At 28.0% G+C, this 20,781-nt stretch carries 15 protein-coding genes and 1 riboswitch; of the genes, 3 read left to right on the forward strand and 12 right to left on the reverse strand.

Annotated elements, in window-relative coordinates; all coding sequences use genetic code 11:
• Window positions 1–234 precede the first annotated feature (234 nt).
• Window positions 235–431, reverse strand: a riboswitch (cobalamin riboswitch).
• 130 nt (window positions 432–561) lie between these two features.
• The 3 genes from dinB to I4U58_RS03080 form a co-directional block, all read right to left on the reverse strand.
• Window positions 562–1,671 carry a DNA polymerase IV gene (gene dinB / locus I4U58_RS03070; protein ID WP_195929576.1) on the reverse strand — a complete coding sequence of 370 codons (1,110 nt, stop codon included), beginning with the start codon at window positions 1,669–1,671 and terminating at the stop codon, window positions 562–564.
• 317 nt (window positions 1,672–1,988) lie between these two features.
• On the reverse strand, window positions 1,989–2,483 hold the full coding sequence (locus tag I4U58_RS03075; protein WP_195929577.1) for a DUF6585 family protein: 495 nt from the start codon (window positions 2,481–2,483) through the stop codon (window positions 1,989–1,991).
• Between the two features lie 105 nt (window positions 2,484–2,588).
• Complete coding sequence (locus tag I4U58_RS03080; RefSeq protein WP_195929578.1) at window positions 2,589–4,490, reverse strand: hypothetical protein; 1,902 nt, start codon at window positions 4,488–4,490, stop codon at window positions 2,589–2,591.
• 336 nt (window positions 4,491–4,826) lie between these two features.
• Between I4U58_RS03080 and hydF the strand changes: the two genes are divergently transcribed.
• Together hydF and I4U58_RS03090 are read left to right on the forward strand one after the other, a co-directional pair.
• Complete coding sequence (hydF, locus tag I4U58_RS03085) at window positions 4,827–6,053, forward strand: [FeFe] hydrogenase H-cluster maturation GTPase HydF (protein ID WP_195929579.1); 1,227 nt, start codon at window positions 4,827–4,829, stop codon at window positions 6,051–6,053.
• A gap of 4 nt (window positions 6,054–6,057) precedes the next feature.
• Window positions 6,058–7,482, forward strand: a complete 1,425-nt coding sequence (locus tag I4U58_RS03090; protein ID WP_195929580.1) for an aspartate ammonia-lyase — start codon at window positions 6,058–6,060, stop codon at window positions 7,480–7,482.
• A 407-nt stretch (window positions 7,483–7,889) separates the two neighbouring features.
• Here the strand turns inward: I4U58_RS03090 and I4U58_RS03095 are convergent, their stop codons facing one another.
• The 8 genes from I4U58_RS03095 to I4U58_RS03130 all read right to left on the reverse strand — a co-directional run bounded on the left by I4U58_RS03095 (window position 7,890) and on the right by I4U58_RS03130 (window position 18,296).
• Window positions 7,890–9,395, reverse strand: a complete 1,506-nt coding sequence (locus tag I4U58_RS03095) for a DUF1846 domain-containing protein (protein ID WP_195929581.1) — start codon at window positions 9,393–9,395, stop codon at window positions 7,890–7,892.
• Between the two features lie 281 nt (window positions 9,396–9,676).
• Complete coding sequence (locus I4U58_RS03100; protein ID WP_195929582.1) at window positions 9,677–10,345, reverse strand: sulfite exporter TauE/SafE family protein; 669 nt, start codon at window positions 10,343–10,345, stop codon at window positions 9,677–9,679.
• Entirely contained in the window at window positions 10,342–10,608 is a 267-nt protein-coding gene (locus I4U58_RS03105; RefSeq protein ID WP_195929583.1) for a hypothetical protein, read from the reverse strand. The genes I4U58_RS03100 and I4U58_RS03105 overlap by 4 nt, the downstream gene beginning before the upstream one ends.
• 302 nt (window positions 10,609–10,910) lie before the next feature.
• The gene (locus tag I4U58_RS03110) at window positions 10,911–11,120 is read right to left on the reverse strand and encodes a hypothetical protein (RefSeq protein ID WP_195929584.1); all 210 of its coding nucleotides are present in this window, start codon (window positions 11,118–11,120) and stop codon (window positions 10,911–10,913) included.
• 98 nt (window positions 11,121–11,218) lie between these two features.
• On the reverse strand, window positions 11,219–14,467 hold the full coding sequence (locus tag I4U58_RS03115; RefSeq protein WP_195929585.1) for an ABC transporter permease: 3,249 nt from the start codon (window positions 14,465–14,467) through the stop codon (window positions 11,219–11,221).
• Window position 14,468: 1 nt separating this feature from the next.
• Window positions 14,469–15,173, reverse strand: coding sequence for an ABC transporter ATP-binding protein (locus I4U58_RS03120; RefSeq protein ID WP_279325545.1), 705 nt, complete (start codon window positions 15,171–15,173; stop codon window positions 14,469–14,471).
• Window positions 15,174–15,197: 24 nt separating this feature from the next.
• Complete coding sequence (locus I4U58_RS03125; RefSeq protein ID WP_195929586.1) at window positions 15,198–16,853, reverse strand: ribonuclease J; 1,656 nt, start codon at window positions 16,851–16,853, stop codon at window positions 15,198–15,200.
• Between the two features lie 261 nt (window positions 16,854–17,114).
• Entirely contained in the window at window positions 17,115–18,296 is a 1,182-nt protein-coding gene (locus I4U58_RS03130) for a M20 family metallopeptidase (RefSeq protein ID WP_243269545.1), read from the reverse strand.
• Window positions 18,297–18,399: 103 nt separating this feature from the next.
• Here I4U58_RS03130 and I4U58_RS03135 point away from each other — a divergent pair, with 103 nt between their 5' ends.
• A complete protein-coding gene (locus tag I4U58_RS03135; protein WP_195929587.1) occupies window positions 18,400–19,041 on the forward strand; it encodes a cyclase family protein in 642 nt (213 codons plus the stop codon).
• 67 nt (window positions 19,042–19,108) lie between these two features.
• On the opposite strand, the gene I4U58_RS03140 is transcribed toward I4U58_RS03135, so the two are convergent.
• Window positions 19,109–20,515, reverse strand: coding sequence for a VanZ family protein (locus I4U58_RS03140; RefSeq protein WP_195929588.1), 1,407 nt, complete (start codon window positions 20,513–20,515; stop codon window positions 19,109–19,111).
• Window positions 20,516–20,781: the final 266 nt, after the last annotated feature.

The raw sequence follows: 20,781 nt of genomic DNA on the forward strand, positions 1-20,781 counted from the left end.
TTTTAAAATCTTACTAATATGTTTAACTTTAAATATCTAAGTTACTAAATATTACACTTTCTTTTTATTAAATTTATCCAATAAAATAAGACTCACAAATTGAATTAATGTTCTTTTATTATTCACAAAAAAAGAACCATTTTCTTCGGTCCCAAAAAAATCTATAATATGTATATTGTCTATTTTCCGCGCGATTATAAATAACCCATATTACAGTATTTCTCTCCCTCCGAAAGAGCATGTATTATTTTAGGCAGGTCTCCTGGCTTGAAATCATCCTACTTGCTTCTCCTTCCCGATTTAACAGTGGAGGTTAAGTTCTCCAAAACCTTAAGCTTTCGTCATTCTTACAGTAGCGGGGGCTGCTGTGGCTTTTCACCACATTCCCTTTTAAGTATTGTTTTAAATACACCTTGAACAATATTCAATTCGTGAATCTTATTCAAAAAATCTATACAACAATGTGTATACTTAATTATATCCTTATTTTACAATTTTTTCAATAAATTATAATACTTTATGATATGCTATTTTATTATACAATATTTAAATAAATTTATTTTAATCATCTTTATTAGTGCTTATATTTTCCATATATTCAAATAGTGTTATATTGTGTGTACTCTCATTTATATCTATTAAATTTGATAAAGTTACACCTACTAAACGTATTTGTAGATTATTACACTGTATATTTCTAAATAGATTGTATATATTTTTTCTTATATCTTCATGTGAGTTTATTCCGTATTCTAGACTTGTACTGCGCGTTATTTGTGTAAAATCCTCAAACTTCATCTTAAGTGTGACTGTTTTGCCTAATTTATTTAAATACATAATTCTATTGCTTACATCTAGGCATAATTCATCTAATATATTTACAAGTTCTTCTTCATCTAATCTGTAATTGTGGTCTAGTGTTGTTTCTGAACCTACAGATTTACGTTCTCTATATGGTTCAACAGGTCTATTATCTATTCCTCTCGCAAAATTATAATAAATATATCCTCTGCTTTTAAACAATTTTTCTAATTCATATAAACTAAGTTGTCTAAGATCGTATCCATTATTTATTCCCATAAGTTTTAGTGTTTTAGCAGTTACCTTTCCAATACCAAAAAACTTTTGTATTTGTAATTTATCTAAAAAATCTTGAGCATTATCTGGGGTTATTACTGTAAATCCATTTGGTTTATTATAGTCAGATGCTAATTTAGCCAGAAATTTGTTGTATGAAATACCCGCAGAAGCAGTAAGTCCTGTCTCCATTAAGATATCTCTTTTTATAAACTTTGCAATAGTTGTAGCATATTTTATAGGTATTTTGGGATTAGTCACATCTAAGAAAGCTTCGTCTAATGATAACGGCTCTACTAAATCTGTATACCTATGAAATATATCTCTTATTTGATTTGATACTTGTCTATAAGTATCAAATCTAGGTCTTACAAAAACGGCATAGGGGCATCTTTTTTGAGCTATTTTTGATGGCATTGCGGAATGAATCCCGTATCTTCTAGCTTCATAAGAACAAGTCGCCACTACTCCTCTACTGTTTGGGCTTCCTCCTACTATAACTGGTTTCCCTTTTAAATTTGGATTGTCCCTTTGTTCTACAGATGCAAAAAAGGCATCCATATCTATATGTATTATTTTCCTAATTTGCTCCATTTAAATCACCTTTTTTATAGTTTTTAATTTATTATAAGTTAAAATATTTCTCTTATTGTTTATATCTATTATTCCTCTTCATATGATTATTTTTTGTTATATATATTGAAATCATAATAAAAATAATATAAAATTAAATTATCCAGGGAATTAAGAATTCCTTACTCATAACCAAATTATTTTATTTACTTTATTGTAAAAAGACCGTTTCATTAAATAGGTCTTTTCTTTTTGTGAAATTATATAAGGGAGACTAAAAAATAGTTATTTCTATTTTTAAGACTCCCTTTTTTGTTTCTTATATTATAATAATTTTACTATCTTTTTATAAATTTGCTATAGTATTTTTGAATATTATTATAAATTTCATAAGGCTCCATTTCAAGTTCATCTAAAGTAAGTACAACATCTCCTATACGTTCGTTGACTTTACCTTTAAATTTAACTTTTCTTTTATCGTTTTCATCTTTACGGTATTTAATACCTAAGTAATATGTATCGTATTTTTTCTTTGGAATTATACATATATACACTTCACTTATTTTTTCCCATTTAATAAGACCTTTACCTCTTATAGCTTTTTCTTTTATACCATCTTGATTGATAACAAGAGATGCTTTTGGAAAACATAAGCTATATAAAAAATAAAGTGATACACATGCACAAAATGCTACTAACCCTATTCCAAGTTCACGTGTAATCCAGTTAAATTTCATCATTACTAGATATACTAATACAACTACTGCAAAAACTACTACATATGAAACTTTCTTGCTGTTAGATGGGGTGATGCTTATTTCCTTATTGTTCATATTTTCCCTCCCAAATTTAAATTCACTGTTAAGTATATCAAATATTTTTATAATTGTCTTTATATGTTTTAATATATAACCTCGAATAAAGTTTCTAGTATATTTTTATTTACTTTTAGCAAGTTGTTTTTCTAAATAGAAATTATCTATTTCTTTTATTATTTCAGTATTGCCTTTATTAAAAACTCTTTTCTTATATTTTACATCTTTATTTATGCTTTTTAAATTAAGTAAAAATTTATTTCCCTCTTTTATTTTTATATAGTCTACTAAATCATTTAAGTATCTAAATTTAATAGTATAGTAATTGTCTGTTCCATTTATTTGTATATTCATATTGTAATATTCATAATTAAAAATACAGTTATCTACTACAGTTTCTTTGATTTCGTCTATTGTATCTTTCAAATAATTTATGGAATCCATTACGTTGTCTAAGTCTATATTTATATCTCTGCAGATAAGCAATTCAGCAACAGGATATTTTTCTAAATTAATTGATTCAGTATTATCATATATATTATTTGCTATTCTTATATTGTCCTCGTCGTTTATTTCTGCTAAATTTAGTTTTTTTATGATTGACTCCATTTTTGTAAAAATAATACTCTCTAAATCTTCACATTTTACAAAGTCACCATTTTCTAAAATTTTATTATGTAAGTTTTCAAGGTCTTGTAAATCTTTTACATCACAAATATCATTTAAAAGATTTTCTTCTAAGTTTTGAATTTTCTTTTGTATACATATTTCAAAATATACATATGCTTTATCATTGAAGTAGTCTTCATTTTCTCTTAGAAATTGTTCTAATTCTTTTAGGCTATAACTTTTTTCTTTGTTTTCTAATATATCTATAAATTTATCGCTACAATATTCTTTTAAAAGTTCCCTATTTCCTTGATATTTTAGATGACTTTGCTCAATTGTATGTTCTAAATCCGATATATTTTCAGTCTTCAGTTCTTTTATATTTTGCTCTAAAGATATTTTCTCATCTTTTTCAGAATTATCTTCTAAAACTTCAAGTTCGCTATATTCTTTTTGTATCTCACTTATTATTTTATTTTTGAACTTTTCAAAATTTTTCCCATGAAAATCTATTATTTCATTCTTTTTAATTTCTAGTTGTAATTCGTTTACTAAATCTTCTTTATTATATTTTGCTTTAAATAGAGGTAGTATATTTTCGCTCCACCATCTGCCTATATACTCTACATCTAAATCAATTTTTACTTTACATTTATCTTTATAATCTATTCTAAGTATATCTTCAAAAAGTAGTAGTTTGTATAAATCTCCTGATGGTGAAATATAATCTAGTGTTTTATTTTCGCTTTTAGATAAAATATATTCTAAGTATGAAGAAAATTTTAGATTGTCCAATTGCTCATTTATTGTATCTAGCATTTTATTAAGTAATTTGCTATTTAAAGCATGTGGATTTATTATATTGTAAATCCAATTATTCATTTTACTTATATCATCTTCATTTTTCCATAGTGTCTGCTCTATACAGATATTATATAAGTCATTTAGATTTAAAGCTATTTGATTTTCACTTTTAACTTCTTTATTAGATATAATTTTCTTTTTTATCTCTTTAAAGAATTTAGTCTTTTTAATATCATCTAAACTTACAATATAATCTACAATAAATTTACTTTCATAACTGTACTTTTCTTTAGATAAATCCATATTATATATATCTACTACTACGTCATCTTTGCTATTTAAATCATATTTTTCTACTATATTAAATTTTTCATTTCTTCTTTTTAATTTAACCGTGACATTTTTATTATCATCATTATAACCAACTAATATTTTTCTAATAAATGATGGTGTATTTTTGTTTATTATTTTTAAAATTTCTTCACAAATATGTTTATTATTTTCTACATCACTAATTACTATGTATATCTTTTTTGATAAATCTCCATAATTATCAAATATACTATATAGTATATTTTTTAGATTTTCTCTTTGTATTTGTTTTTTATCCATATTAATAACCTTCTTTTATTTATATTTCAATTTTGAAAATTACACATAAACCCTAATTCTGTCTTCTACTTAAATTATATTGTTAATTTATAAATTTTCCAACCTAAAAACACCAATCTTTGACACTTTTCATATTAATTTTTTCATTTATTGATAATTAAAAACTTACTGTGATATAATTTTATTAAAGTTGTAGCCGAAATTATTTTTGTTATAACTAATATAAAAGACCAAACTGATTCAGAGGTTATTCCGAGGAAAAAGTATAAGGTTTCAAAATATTTTTTAATATCCTTGCTTTTTGCAAGGTAATTTTATTTTAAGGGGGAAATTTAGATGAGCTTAAACTCTACACCTTCTGCAGAACGTGTGCATATAGGTATATTTGGAAAACGTAATGCTGGAAAATCAAGTGTAATAAATGCAATAACAGATCAAGATTTAGCAATAGTATCTGATGTAAAAGGTACAACTACTGACCCTGTTTCAAAAGCTATGGAACTGTTGCCTTTAGGTCCTGTAATGATAATTGATACTCCTGGTCTTGATGATACTGGGGAACTTGGTAAAATGCGTGTTAAAAAAAGTTATCAAGTTTTAAATAAAACCGATATAGGCATATTAGTTGTCGATGGATTAATCGGGGTAACTCCACAAGACAACGCTTTAATAGAAAAATTTAAAGAAAAGAAAATTCCGTATATAGTAGTAATGAATAAATTAGACTTAGTAAAAGAAAAAAATATAGACTTACCTCTAGAAGACTCTCCTAATACTATGTGGGTCAGCTCTATAACAAAAGAAAATATATATGAATTAAAAGAACTTATAGCCAAACAAGCACCTTCAGATGAATCAAAATTTCAAATTGTAGGCGATTTATTAGACCCTTCTGATTTTGTAGTCCTTGTAGTCCCTATAGATAAAGCCGCTCCAAAAGGAAGATTGATACTTCCTCAACAACAAACAATAAGAGATATATTAGAATCAGATGCAACTGCAATTGTTGTAAAAGAATATGAACTTAGAGATACTTTAGCTAGCTTAGGTAAAAAACCTAAAATAGTAATAACTGATTCTCAAGTTTTTGCTAAAGTTTCAGCAGATACTCCAAAAGATATTTTATTAACTTCCTTTTCAATTCTATTTGCCAGATATAAAGGCGATTTAGAAGAATTAGTAAAAGGTGCAAAAGCCATAGAAAGTTTAAACGATGGTGATACTGTTTTACTTTCTGAAGGATGTACACACCATAGACAATGTGATGATATCGGTCGTGTAAAAATACCGAGATGGATAATGCAACATTGTGGTAAAAGACTTAATTTTGAATTTTCAAGTGGCGTAGAATTCCCATACGATTTATCAAAGTACAAGATGATAGTTCACTGTGGTGGATGTACTCTAAATGCTAGAGAGATGAAATATAGAATAAAATGTGCACAAGATCAAAATATTCCTATAACTAATTATGGTATTTTAATAGCATATATGCAGGGAATTTTACACAGAACAGTAGAAGCCTTTCCTCATGTATCTTACTTATTAGAAGAACAGGAGTGATTTTATGGACAATATTACAATAAATCAAACTGACAAAACAAATAATAATCCTAAAAAAAGAATTGAAAAAGATAAGTTAGGGACAGTAAGTATTGATAAAGACCTACTTTATGGAATTCAAACTGCCTGTGCTTTTGAAAATTTTAATATAAGCAATTCAAAAGTAAGAAAAGAACTTATTTATGCTATGGTAACTGTTAAAAAAGCTGCTGCTATGGCAAATGAAAAAGTTAAAACATTAGATAAAGAAAGAGCAAATGCAATAGTTGAAGCATGTAATGCAATTTTATCTGGAAAGTATGATGAAAATTTTATAACTAATGCCCTTCAAGGTGGTGCTGGAACTTCCACTAATATGAATGTAAATGAAGTTATAGCTAACTTAGCATTAAAAATTTTTGGGAAAGAACCTGGCGATTACGATTATATTCATCCTTTAGACCATGTAAATATGGGGCAATCTACAAATGATGTGTATCCAACAGCTTTAAGGATTGCATGTATTAACTTAGTTAGAGCTCTTAGTGATGAATGTAGTAAGTTGCAAGAAGCACTACAAAGAAAAGAAAATGAATTTGAATTTGTAGTTAAACTAGGACGTACTGAAATGATGGATGCCCTTCCCATAACTTTAGGACAAGAATTTGGAGCATATGCTCAGGCAATTGCTAGAGATAGGTGGCGAATTTATAAAGTTGAAGAAAGACTAAGACAAGTAAACTTAGGTGGAACTGCTATAGGCACAGGAAGTAATGCAAATAGATTATATACTTTTAGAGTTATTGAAATAATTAGAGATTTAACAGGAATTGGACTTGCAAAATCTGAATATCCTATAGATTTAACTCAAAACAATGATGTATTTGTTGAAGTATCAGGACTTTTAAAATCATTAGCGGTAAATATTATGAAAATATCTACAGATTTACGCATAATGAACTCAAAACCATTTAATGAAATACATCTTGCTGATATGCAAGCCGGAAGTACGATTATGCCCGGTAAAGTAAATCCTGTAATTCCAGAAATGGTAACACAAGTAGCAATAAAAGTCATGGCAAATGACAGTGCAATCAGTATGTGTGCAGCGAACGGTAATTTTGAATTAAATGCATTTATGCCTTTAATTGCAGATAGTATACTTGAAAGTTTAACATTGCTTACAGAAACATTAAAAATATTTAGAACAAAATGTATTAATACTATTACTGCCAATGAGGAAAATTGCAAAAAACATCTAGATAATTCAATCGTTCTTCTCGCAACTGCATTAGTTCCTTACATAGGTTATGATATGGCTTGCGAAATTGTATCTAAAAGCAATAATGATCCTAAAAAGGTAAAAGAAATCGTCTTAGAAAGAGGATTATTAGATAAAAATAAATTAGATGAAATCTTAAATTACAACCATTCTATAACTTATTTATAAGATTCACTGCGTTCATATCGCCAACGACTTCGTCCGTTGCTCAAAGATTCACTGCAGCCATTCGCGGTCGACTTTGTTCATTCTTTAGATTTACTTTTATATATTATAAAAAGAGAGTGTAGCAGTTTAACACTACTACACTCTCTCAACAAAAATATATCACAAATATTAATTTACATTTATAATATAATTTTTTATGAAAAATACATTGACTTTTCTATAAAAAAATTATACAATAATATTCCACCTCAAAAATTTGAGGTCTTTAAAATACTTAATACTTACACAAAATACTTACACAAAAAATTATACGAATAAAAATAATTTATAGCCTTCTATCTACGATAGAAGGCTCATTTTCTATATATAAAAGTTTATCTACAATTTATTTTCCTATCAAATACAATTTACACATAGTATAAATTTTGAGAAGGGTAAACTGCTTCACAAGTCACATCTATACCTAATTTTCTAAATGTTTGTTCATCATCTTTGCTAAGCATAGTAGTTGAATGAGCTTGTGCTCCTTCTAATTTTACTAATTGATCCATAGCCATTTGAGCTGCTGGATTTGTAACTGCACATATTGAAAGTGCTGTTAATACTTCTTCTAAGCTTAATGAAACTTGTCTACTTCCTAAAGTATCAGTTTTTAATTTTATGATTGGTTCTAATATAACTGGTGATATTAATAACATATCATCTGGAATATTAGCTAGAACTTTTACTGCATTTAATACTGCTGCTGCACTAGCTCCCATTAATTCTGAGCTTCTTCCTGTTATTATATTTCCATCATTTAATTCTAATGCTACTACTGTGCATAATTCATCTTTTTCTCCAGCTGCTTTTAATTTTTCGCTATATTCTCTAGCTGGTATAACAACTTTTCTATCTTCAGGTTTTAAGTTTGATTTTTCCATTATTAAAGACATAGTTTCATATGAACTTTTATTTACTTCACCTTTTTTGTATTCACAACCAGTTTTAAAGTATCTTCTTATTATTTCTTGTCTTGATGCTTCGCTTACTGCTTCATCATCATATATTCCGAATCCTACTCTATTAACACCCATATCTGTTGGTGATTGGAATATTGACTCTTCTCCTGTTATTTTTTCTATTATCTTTTTAAGAACAGGGAATAACTCTAAATCTCTGTTGTAGTTTGTAGCTTTTACTCCATATCTATCTAAATGGAATGAATCTATCATATTTACGTCTTTTAAATCTACAGTTGCAGCTTCATATGCTACGTTTACTGGATGATTTAAATGAAGATTCCAAACTGGGAATGTTTCGAATTTTGAATATCCTACAGAATTTCCTCTTTTATGTTCATGATATAATTGGCTTAAACAAGTTCCTAATTTACCACTGTTTGGTCCTGGAGCTGTAACAACAACTATTGGTTTAGTAGTTTCTATATATGGGTTTGCACCATATCCTTCATCACTAACTATTGTATCTACATCAGATGGATACCCTTTAGTTGGAGCATGTTTGTAAACTTTTATACCACGACGCTCTAATTTATTTATAAATACTGTAGTTGCAGGTTGTCCTTCATATCTTGTTATAACTACACTGTTTACATCTAATTCATAAGTTCTTAAATCATCTATTAATCTTAGAACTTCCATATCGTAAGTTATACCGAAATCGCCTCTTTTTTTGTTTCTTTCGATATCTCCAGCATAAACACAGATTACAACCTCTAATTGATCTTTGATATGTTGTAATACTTTTATCTTAGCATTTTCATCAAATCCAGGTAAAACCCTCTTTGCATGTAAATCTCCGATAAGTTTTCCACCAAACTCTATGTAAAGTTTGTCGAAATTATTAACTCTTTCTAATATATATTTAGATTGTTGTTCTAAATATTTTTTTGCATCAAAACCTTGTTTCATACTTTAACACCTCTCTAATTTTCCGTCTTTAAAATAAATTTCCTACACATAAAAAAATTATATTCGCCCTATGGACAAATACTAAAAAAATACTAATTACACAAATACTTATTTATCACTAAGGTTATATTATACAATCCAGTTAAAATTATTTCAAGATTTTATTTTAATAAAATTTAAATTCAAAAAAGCCAGCCTATATACTGTATTTTTCCTTATAATATCTAATAATATTATTAAAAAAAGTACAGAAAGTTATAAGCTGACTTTTATTTTTTTAATTATAAAGTTTTTATTCCTATAAATATCAATACTCCATAACACATCAATTTAAATAAATCTATGTATTTTGGCAATTCTTCATATAAATTATTTGAAATTATGCCTGCAAGCAATACAACTACTATCATAGGTGAAATTATACTTGCCATACTAAAACAAAGCCCAAGTAATATCGCATTTGTAATAGATATTGTACTTGCATACCCAATTATTAAAAGAAGAGGTGCACATGGTGTAAGACCGTAAGCTATTCCTATTATTAAAGGTGACCAATCTTTATTTTTTAAATTAGACCCACAACTTCCACTACAAGACTTACATGACCTGTCGCTTTTTTGTCTATTATAGAAATACTTCACTATTAAAAATGAACCTAAAACTATAAATGTTATACTCATTACTTTACTCAAGTCGATTGAGCCAATATGTCCATCTTTAAATAAAAATTTATTTCCTAGATATGAGCTAATCATACAAAGGCTTATTACAGAGAGAATTTTTCCAAAGAAAAAACTAAAAAATGTAATAAACGCCTTTTTCATATTTTGTGAATGTGAAACTATATAAGTCGACAAAAATACACCTATAGCTGGACTACAACAAGTACCACATCCAAGTCCAATTGAAAATCCTCCCGTTATGCAAGATATCAGCGTTGTCCCTATCATATAACTTCTCCTCTTTCTTTTGCCATTATTGCCGCACCAATTGAGCCATTAAATTGAGGATATTTGGCAACATATACATCTTTCATAAGTACTGATGATAATAAACAACAATATAACATTGGTTTTTGTGCTTCAAAGTAAAGTGGTGTAAATAATTTATTAGACTCAACTATATAAGAGCATACATAGGTTTGATTATTTCCTGCATTATAAGTGACTGTTATTCCCTGTCTTAAATCTCTTATTTTTAAGTTAGAAATCATTCCATTAGAATCTGTTTTGTAGTTTTTATTTAATCCTCTTGCTGATTTGATATTTACATTTTGATTTGTGAGTATACTTCCATTTACATAAATAGTTATATTATTCTTATTTGATAAAGCTACTTCAAGCGGTATATCTTTACTTTCAAAAACAGTCCTAACATAATTAAATCCCTGCGTAAGTATTGTATCAGTCTTTGCTATTAGATATAATCTCCTTAAATATTAAAAAGGCATATAAAATAATTTATAAAACTATTTTATATGCCCTATTAATTAATTATAATTTGTTTTATTTAATATTAGCAGCCACATCCACAGCCGTCATCAACACCATCTATGCCAGTACTTGCACAAACTATTAATAATAATATTAAGAATGGTATCCATGCACAAATATCTATATCAACCCAAGTTTCTCCAAATGCTAGGAATAAGAAGAATAATATTATTATCCACCATCCCATACCAAAGAATCCACCGTCGCAACCGCCGAAAAATCTTTCTAACATTATATTGTTCCCCCTTGCTGATAATTTTTATTTCTAAATTATACTATGTTGAATATAATATTTTTGACATTAAATTTCCAAAACTTTTTCATAAATTTTTAATCGATTGATTTCAACGACTCTACCATTTTTACATTTTTCAACTTATAATACATTACTATGTTTACTATAAGTGAAAGTAATATTGTCAAAATAGCTGCTATAATATAACTTTTCAAACTTATTATTCTTCCAAACATCATAGATTTTATTTCTACAGTGATCATAATATATTGGTGTAAAAACTTACCTAATACGAGCCCTACTATCATTCCCACTATTGTAAGTATGATGTTTTCTCTATAAATATAAGCTGCTGTCTCTCCATCATAAAAACCTAAAACCTTTATCGTTGCAATTTCTCTAATTCTCTCTGAGATATTTACATTCGTCAAGTTATATAAAACTACAAATGCTAAAGAACCGGCAGAAACTATCATAACTAAAACTACATAGTTTAAATTTTTAATCGTATTGCTAAATGTCTGCTTTGATATTGTATTAAATGTGACGCCTGATATTCCATCTACATTTATTATCTCTTCAGATAATTTATCTTCTTGTTTTGATGATGTACTATTTAAAATACCTAAAACTTTATTATTTTGAGGTATATTATTAAATAGTTTGTTGTAATAATCTTTAGTCATATATGCATAGTGAGATATATAGTTTTCTGTTATGGCGCTTACTCTTGCCTCTACAGTTATATCATCACTATTTTTTAATTTTATTGTATCTCCTACTGATGCGCCTATAACTCTAGCTGCTTTTTCACTAAGTACTAAACCGTCATTATCTAAGTTTATCTTCTTATGGCTAACTCTCTCTCTAAGATGAATAAATTTATTTAATTTATCTAGGTTATCTGGAATAACTATATTCACTTCTTCATTGCCTTTTTTAGTTCTGACTTCTCCATTTTCATATACAAAAAACTCATATGATTTAATATTTTGAGTTTTATCTAATTCTTTATCTATATTTTCTATTTCTTTATCTGTTAATTTATTTGTAAGTGATACTTGCATATCGTATTTTAATATTTCGCCATATTGTCCGCTTACTATCATTTGGATAGAGTCTTTTATACCGAATCCAGTAACTAAAAGTGCCGTACATCCAGCTATCCCCAATACTGTCATAAAAAATCTCTTTTTGTATCTAAATATATTTCTGAGAGTTACCTTACTTATAAAACTAAGTCTCTTCCATATGAAATCTACTCTTTCTAATAATATTCTCTTTCCGTTTTTTGGCGCTTTCGGTCTCATAAGTGCTGATGGTTCTTCCATCAATTCCTTTTTACAAGCTATATAAGCTGATAATGTTGTTATTAGTACTGCAACTATAGTAATTCCTATAGCTAGTACTATATCGATAGCTACTTGCATATCTGGAAGAGTATACATCATTCCATACGAATAAAAAATTACTATTGGAAATACAGAAAATCCTATCAATAAACCAAGCACACTACCAGCTATACTAGCTGTAAATGCATATAATATATATTTTTTAGCTATATCAAATACAGTATATCCTAACGCTTTTAAAGTACCTATATTTATTCTCTGTTCATCTACCATTCTCGTCATAGTTGTCAAACATACAAGAGCCGCCACTGCAAAGAAAAATACAGGGAATATTTTTGCAAGTGCATCTATGCTATTGGCGCATCCTTCATATTCGACGAAAGATCTATGGCTATCTCTATCTAAAACGTACCATGTTGGACGTTCAATATTTTTTATCTGAGCTTTAGAATCTTCCAATTTCTTTTTAGCCTCTGATAGCTGGCTTTCTGTATCTTTTTTCTTTTCGTCTAAAGTTTTTTGCGCTTGCTCTATTTCAGCTTGTCCATTTTTTATTTCTTGTTCTGCTTGTGAAATTTGGATATTTGCACTTTTTTCTGAGTTTTGTAATGTAATTTCTGATTGCTTTATCTTAGCTTCGTTTGTGTCTAGAGTTTGCTTTGTCTGATTTAATTTATTTTCAGCTTGTTTAAGAGCTTGCTTTTGATTTTCTAATTCATTTTTAGCATATGATATACTTGATGTTAATTGTGATAAATTTTGATTTATAGATTCTAATTGATTTTGGTAGTAATATTTTTGTTCTTGAGTTAGATTTTGATTATTAAGCAGTGAATTTAACTCACTTGATTGTTGTTGTAGTTGATATTGTTGCGATTGTAGTTGTTTTATCTTTGATTCTGCTTGTATAAATCCAACTTCTGCGTTTTTCTTTTGAGTTTGAAATTCTTTAAGTGAATTTTGATACTGTTGTTTTCCATATTCAAGCTGTGATTTTGCACTTTGTATTTGCTTCTTGCTGTTTATTATTTCACTTTGAGTCTTTGGTTTTTGTGAGTCGAGTTGTAATTTACTATTTTGTAATTTTAATTTTGAATTATCTATTTTAGTTTGTGCATCTTTAATTTCATTTTCAGCTTTTTCTTTATTTTCGTTATATTCTTTTTCTCCCTTATCTAACTCTTTTTTGGCTTCTGATATTACTTGATTATATCTAGTTTCTATTTGATTTTCTTTTATTTTATCAATATCTTCTGTAACTGAATCTATTAAGTTTTGATACTTTTCTGAATAAGTATCTAAGTTTTTAGCTCCCTTTACAGTTAAGTAAATATCTGTGTATACATCCAAGTTAAAATCACTATCTAAAATCATCATTGCCCCTTGTATTCTACCTCCACCTATAGAGGCATTTCCTTTTTCATGAGACAAATAATATGGAGTATTTACATATCCCACGACTGTATATTCTTTCTTTTTGAGGCTATTTCCAATATCGTCATCTACTCCAGATTCTATTTTTATCTTACTTCCTATAGGATATCCTAAAAATTGATATTTAGATTTTTCAATTACACATTCGCCACTATTTCGTGGCAATCTACCTTTGACTACTTTGAGTCTATTTATATAATTTTTATTGTTTTGTTTGTAATCATCTAAATTTATACTTTGTATTTGAACTACACTGTCTTTATCTTTATAAGTTGATATTGCTTCTATAGCGTATGTTCCTTTTATGCCATCTACTTTTTCTATCTTTTTAATTTCATCTACATCGTTATCAGTAAGCCCTAAAGTAGATGTTATCCTTATATCCATTAAATTATAATCATCATAATATGAATCTGATGTTTTTTTCATAACTAGAGGTGCATCCTTAATCCCAGAAAAGAAAGCTACCCCCAATGCAACTATTAGTAAAATAGAAATAAATCTTCCCTTTGAATTTTTTATATCTCTGATAAAATCTTTATTAAGTGCACTTTTCATATTACCACTCAATCCTTTCCACAGGAGTTGGATTTTCATTTATTACTACACTTTCTATTTTACCATTTTTAACTCTGATTACTTTATCTCCCATAGGTGTTAAAGCCAAATTATGTGTGATTATTATTACTGTCATCTCCATAGTTCTACACATATCTTGTAATAATTTTAAAATCGATTTTCCTGTATTATAATCTAATGCACCTGTAGGTTCATCACATAAAAGTATCTTTGGGTTTTTGGCAAGCGCTCTTGCTATTGCAACCCTTTGTTGCTCACCTCCAGATAATTGTGCTGGGAAGTTGTTTTTTCTATCTTGTAGTCCAACAGCTTCCATAATCTCATCTATATTTAGTGGATCTTTGCAGATTTGAGTTGCCAACTCTACATTTTCTTTTGCAGTTAAATTTTGCACTAAATTGTAAAATTGAAATACAAATCCGATATCATATCTTCTATATGTTATTAGCTCTTTATTAGAATAATCATTTATATACTTTCCATCGACTATGATTTCTCCGCTAGTTGGACTATCCATTCCACCTAATATATTTAGTATTGTACTTTTTCCAGCTCCACTTGCACCTGCCACAACCACAAATTCACCTTTATCTACAGAAAAATTCACTCCACTTAATGCTTCTATATTTACCTCCCCCATTTTATAGACCTTTTTCACATTTTTAAATTCAATATATTTACTCAATTTAATTCCCCCTAAAATTTCTTCTTATATTTCCATTATAATAGGAAATACGCTCGGTCTTCTCTTTGTTTTTTCAAATAATAATGTTTCTACAGCTTTTCTTACACTTCCTTTTAAAACTTGCCATCCTATTGTTTCATCTTCTAAGCACTCTTCTATTTTTTGTCTAGAGACTTCTTTTATTTCGTTTATAATCTCTTCACTTTCTCGTGCATATATAAATCCCCTTGTTATTACATCTGGTCCTGATGCTAGATATAAATTTTCTCTGTCTATTGCAAAAACTATTATCACCATACCATCACGAGCTAAATTTCTTCTGTCTCTTAAAACTATATTTCCTACATCACCTACTCCTATCCCATCTACATAAAGTACACCTGTGCGCACCTTAGTAGCTACTCTTGCACCATCTTCTGTTATCTCAAGTACATCTCCTGTTTCCATTGTGAATATATTATTTCCCGACATACCCATTTTTTTAGCTAAGTCGGCATGGTGTTTTAAGTGACGATATTCACCATGAACTGGCAAGAAATATTTAGGTTTAGTTATAGAGTGAATAAGTTTTAATTCTTCTTGATATGCATGTCCAGAAACATGAACATCTTCTAAATCTTCATATATAACTTCTGCACCTTTTTTATAAAGTTGATTTATTACCTTTGATATCATTTTATCATTTCCCGGTATTGGTGAGGCAGAAATTATAAATAAATCATTTTCTTGTAACTTTATTTTTCTATGATTTCCATATGCAATTCTCGAAAGCCCAGCCATTGGTTCTCCTTGACTTCCTGTTGTAATTATAGTTATATTGTCATCATAATTATTTAGTTCATCTACGTTTATTACTGCGTCATCTGGTATATGTAAATAGCCAAGCTCCATAGCCACCTTACTTACATTTTCCATACTCCTTCCACTAAAGCAAATCTTTCTATTTTGTGTTAGTGATGCATCTACTACTTGTTGCATCCTATGTATATTAGATGCAAATGTAGCTACTATAACCCTACCTGTAGCCCCTCTTATAATTCTATTTAGAGTTTCACCTATTGTCTTTTCAGAAAGTGAATGGCCGCTTCTTTCGACATTTGTACTATCTGCCATTAATAATAATATACCCTCTTCTCCCAATGCCGAAAATCTATTTAAGTCCATAACTCTTCCATCAATAGGAGTATAATCTATCTTGAAGTCACCAGTATGAACAATTGTGCCAAGTGGTGTAAAAATAGCTAAAGAGCAAGCATCTGCTATACTGTGAGTTGCTCTAATAAATTCTACACTTAGTTTATTAAATCTTATAACATCTCCTGCTTTTACAGGAATTAAATTTCTTTTATCTATTTTGTGTTCTTCTAATTTACTTTCGATAAGTCCTATTGTCAATCTTGTCGCATATATATCCATATTTAGTTGTTTTAAAATGTACGGAATTGAGCCTATATGATCCTCATGTCCATGAGTTATAAATAGCCCTTTTACTTTTTCTTTGTTGTCTAATAAATAAGTTATATCCGGTATAACTAAGTCAATCCCCAACATATCGTCATCTGGGAACGAAACTCCACAATCTATCACTATTATTTCATCTTCATATTCTATTGCAGTTATATTTTTTCCTATTTCACCTAATCCGCCTAAAGGGATTACTCTCAATGTATTCTTTTTCATTTTACTCTCCTTGATAAATTTATAAATGTATATATTATCAAACTCAATATTTGTTATTTTAAATAGCAGTTTTCTTTTATATTATTTGCACATTTGTATAAATTATAATTTTATATATCATATAATCATGTAATTTGAATTTAATTTATATTTACTTAAATTATGCTTATCAAAAATACATATAGTTTATATCGTTTTGTATATAAAAATAGGTCAAATATATAACTTCTACCTAAAAATTTCTGTTTATTATAATTTTAATTAATTAAAATATAGCACATTTAATGTGTGCATAATTGCTCCTATACTTAAACATCTCTCATCTATATCAAAATCAGCAGTATGTATAAGAGATGTTATTCCTTTTTCTTTATTTGCGCATCCAACATGGAAAAATGCCCCTTTACAATTTTCTGTAAAAAAAGAAAAGTCTTCTCCTCCCATAGATGGATAATCTTTAAATATAAAGCTTCCTTCCCCTAAAAATTCTTCTGCATTTTTTTTGACTACATCTACTAAATCTTTATCATTTATAAGCGCATCATATCCATTTTCATTTATATTGAATTTAGCACGACATCTATATGCAGCAGCAGTATTTTCTACTATTTCTGTTGCTCTCTTTATAATAAACTCCCTCTGTGAGCTGTCTAAAGTTCTGAGTGTTCCGCTTATTTTGACTTCATCACAAATAACATTACCAGCATCTCCACCTTGGATTTTTCCAAGGGTTAAAACTGCCATATCTTGTGGAGCTAAATTTCTGCTAATTATGCTTTGTAGTGATGTTATTATCTGCGCTGCTGCAACTAATGCATCTATTCCGTTTTGCGGATATGCTCCATGACCTTTCTTTCCATTCACCTCGATTGAAATGGAATTAGTGCTTGCGTTTAATGTCCCATATTTTGATTCTATAACTTTAGTATCCAAATAACCTTGGACATGTGCCCCAAACATATACTCAACTTTTGGATTTTCCATAAGCCCATCTTCTACAAAGAACTTAGCCCCTCCATCTTTTTCTTCTGCTGGTTCAAAGAAAAATTTTATATTTACATTTAATTTATCTCTTATTTCATATAGTAATCTACAAGCTCCAATTAACATAGTAGTATGTGCATCATGTCCACAAGCATGCATAACACCATCATTTTGGGATTTATACTCACTTTCTTTTACTTCTTGTATAGGAAGTGCGTCTATATCTCCTCTTATACCAATAGTCGTCTTTGCATTTTCTTTGTATATATACGCCATTATCCCTCTATGATGTTTAAACTCAATATAATCAATTCCTATTTCATTTAAATATTTTTTTATCTTATCTCTTGTTACAAATTCCTCCATAGCCAACTCTGGTGTTTTGTGCAAATCTCTTCTAATATCTATCAAATAATCAGATATTTCTTTTCCCCTTTTTATAACACTTTGTTTTAACAATTAAGCTTCTCCCCTTTTCAAATAAATTTATATAAATCATTATATAGATTATAATAAAATTTAGTATAATTTTATTAAATTCTATTATTATAAGGAGGTCATTATGAAAGTTATAGATCTAACTCATACTATAAAAGAAAATATGCCCGTCTTTCCTGGGACAGAGCCACCAAAATTAGCCCCAGCTAGTACATTTGAAACAGATGGGTTTAGAGAAACTCTACTTACAATGTTTTCTCATACTGGAACACATATGGATGCTCCTGCTCATGTAAGAGAAGACGGCATTACTTTAGATAAATTTCCTGCAGATAAATTCGTTGGAAAGGCTATAGTTATTGATTGTAGCGATTTATCAGAAGGAGACATTATCGATATATCTTATATAGATAAATATAAAGGGATGATAGAATATGCTGACTTTGTATTGTTTAAAACTAATTGGGACAAATACTGGGATACTCCAAAATATTTCGATAAATTTCCAGTTATAAGTGAAGAAGTTGCCGATTATCTAATAAAAACTAATAAAAAAGGAATTGGTCTAGATGTAATTTCTATAGAATCTATTGATAGCGAAGATTTGCCTATACACCATAAAATATTAAAAAACAATTTAGTTATAATCGAAAATCTCTGTAATTTAGATCAAATCGATAGTCAATTATTTACATTTTGTGCCCTTCCACTCAAATTTTTAAATTCCGATGGAGCTTCAGTTAGAGCAGTCGCAATTATAGATTAAAATTAAAAAGAGTGTATTTAAAAATTTTATAATTTAAAATACACTCTTTTATCTACAATATTAAATATTATTTTATGTCTTCTAAAGCAGGTATAAATATAGACCTACCATCTCCATCTATCGTACATTCAAACCTATATACTGGTTGATAATATCCTTTGCTGTCTAGCTGATAACACAACTTAATACTTCTAATCAATATTGATTTTATATTGTAAAGTTCATAAGAATTAAATTTTCCTTCTTTTAACTTGTTATAAGCCTCTTTCTCGCTTATGATTTTATACTTGCCATATGGATTATAAGTATATATATAATTGTATATACTCAGTATTTTATTAAATTGATTTATATTTAAATATCCATCAATTAATTTATTATCTTTTTCGTCTAAATCAACTCTAAAATTATAAGATGACAATTTCTCTCTATCTTCTATTTCTTGCTCAAATTGAGAATGATTATATTGCCCTACATTATAATCATTTAATACTTTTTTAACACTTTCTTCATCCATATCTTGGTTTATCAATTTATCATTACATTTATAATCAGTAAAATTATATACTCCACCATTTAAATATACAGTCATCTTGTATCTATCATCAATTGAGCTATACATTATTTCATTATTATGAATAACTATATTAGATTTATCTACTTCTGTTTCTAATTTTTCAAAAAAGTTTTCTGCAAATTCTAAAGCTTCATCTGCACTCAACCTCTTTAATTTATAAACCATCTTCTGTTTATCTTCATTGTCATATATTTTTACATTACTTTTTAGTGAAACCTTTGACATATCATATTTATAATTATAATTGCTACTTAAATTTCCAAACTCCTGCATGTTATAAGCATTATTTATTTTATATCCAGCAAATATAGCTATCAGTGTTGGTAAGATACATATGATTAATTTTAATGATTTAAGTTTTGTCTTTTCTTTAGATATAATTAATAAAATAAACATTACTAAACTATATCCAATAAGTGCTCCTATAAAATTATTCATTATATCATCAACTTCAAAAATTCCTCTTTTTGTTATATATTGAGTTGTCTCTATTCCTAAAGTAAACAAAAACCCTAAACTAAGAGTTATGTAGCATTTTTTAAATTTTTCACTAAAAAGTGGGAGCAAAAACCCAAATGGAACAAACATTAAAATATTTAAAATTATATTTCTCCAATATGATTTTGAATAATTGTTCCACGCTTCTATATATGAGCTAAATAAGTGTAAATTTGCATGTTCATATACTCCTGCTCTTATAAAAATAGTTGCACCGATTACGATTACTATGTAGCAAAATAAAATGCAAAATACTATTACTTTTTTTATGTTAGCTTTAACATGATTTTTAAAAAATTTTCTAAAAAATAAAATATATATTATCCCTATAAAAATTAAGCCTATTACGCCTAACCCCAAATAATCTCTAGCTAAGTTAATTACTTGTAAAAGTCTCATAACTCTTCCTCCATTGTCTAACTTCTTCTTAATTATAAACTATTGTATATATATATTCATTAAAATTTTCTTAAAAGTAAATTTAAACATGAAAAAAGGATGCGCCGCCACATCCTTTTTTCGGGGAGTTATTACTAAAAAAATCATCAAAAAAATTATTTTAAGTATTAGTTATTTAAATTCAAATAACTTTTTAGAAATTAACTAGCTCTTATTATTTACTATGAGATAATAGTATAATAAAAAACTTAAATTAACCTTAATTT

It is taken from the genome of Clostridium sp. 1001270J_160509_D11, from assembly GCF_015667935.1.
Classification (GTDB): Bacteria; Bacillota; Clostridia; order Peptostreptococcales; family Peptostreptococcaceae; genus Intestinibacter.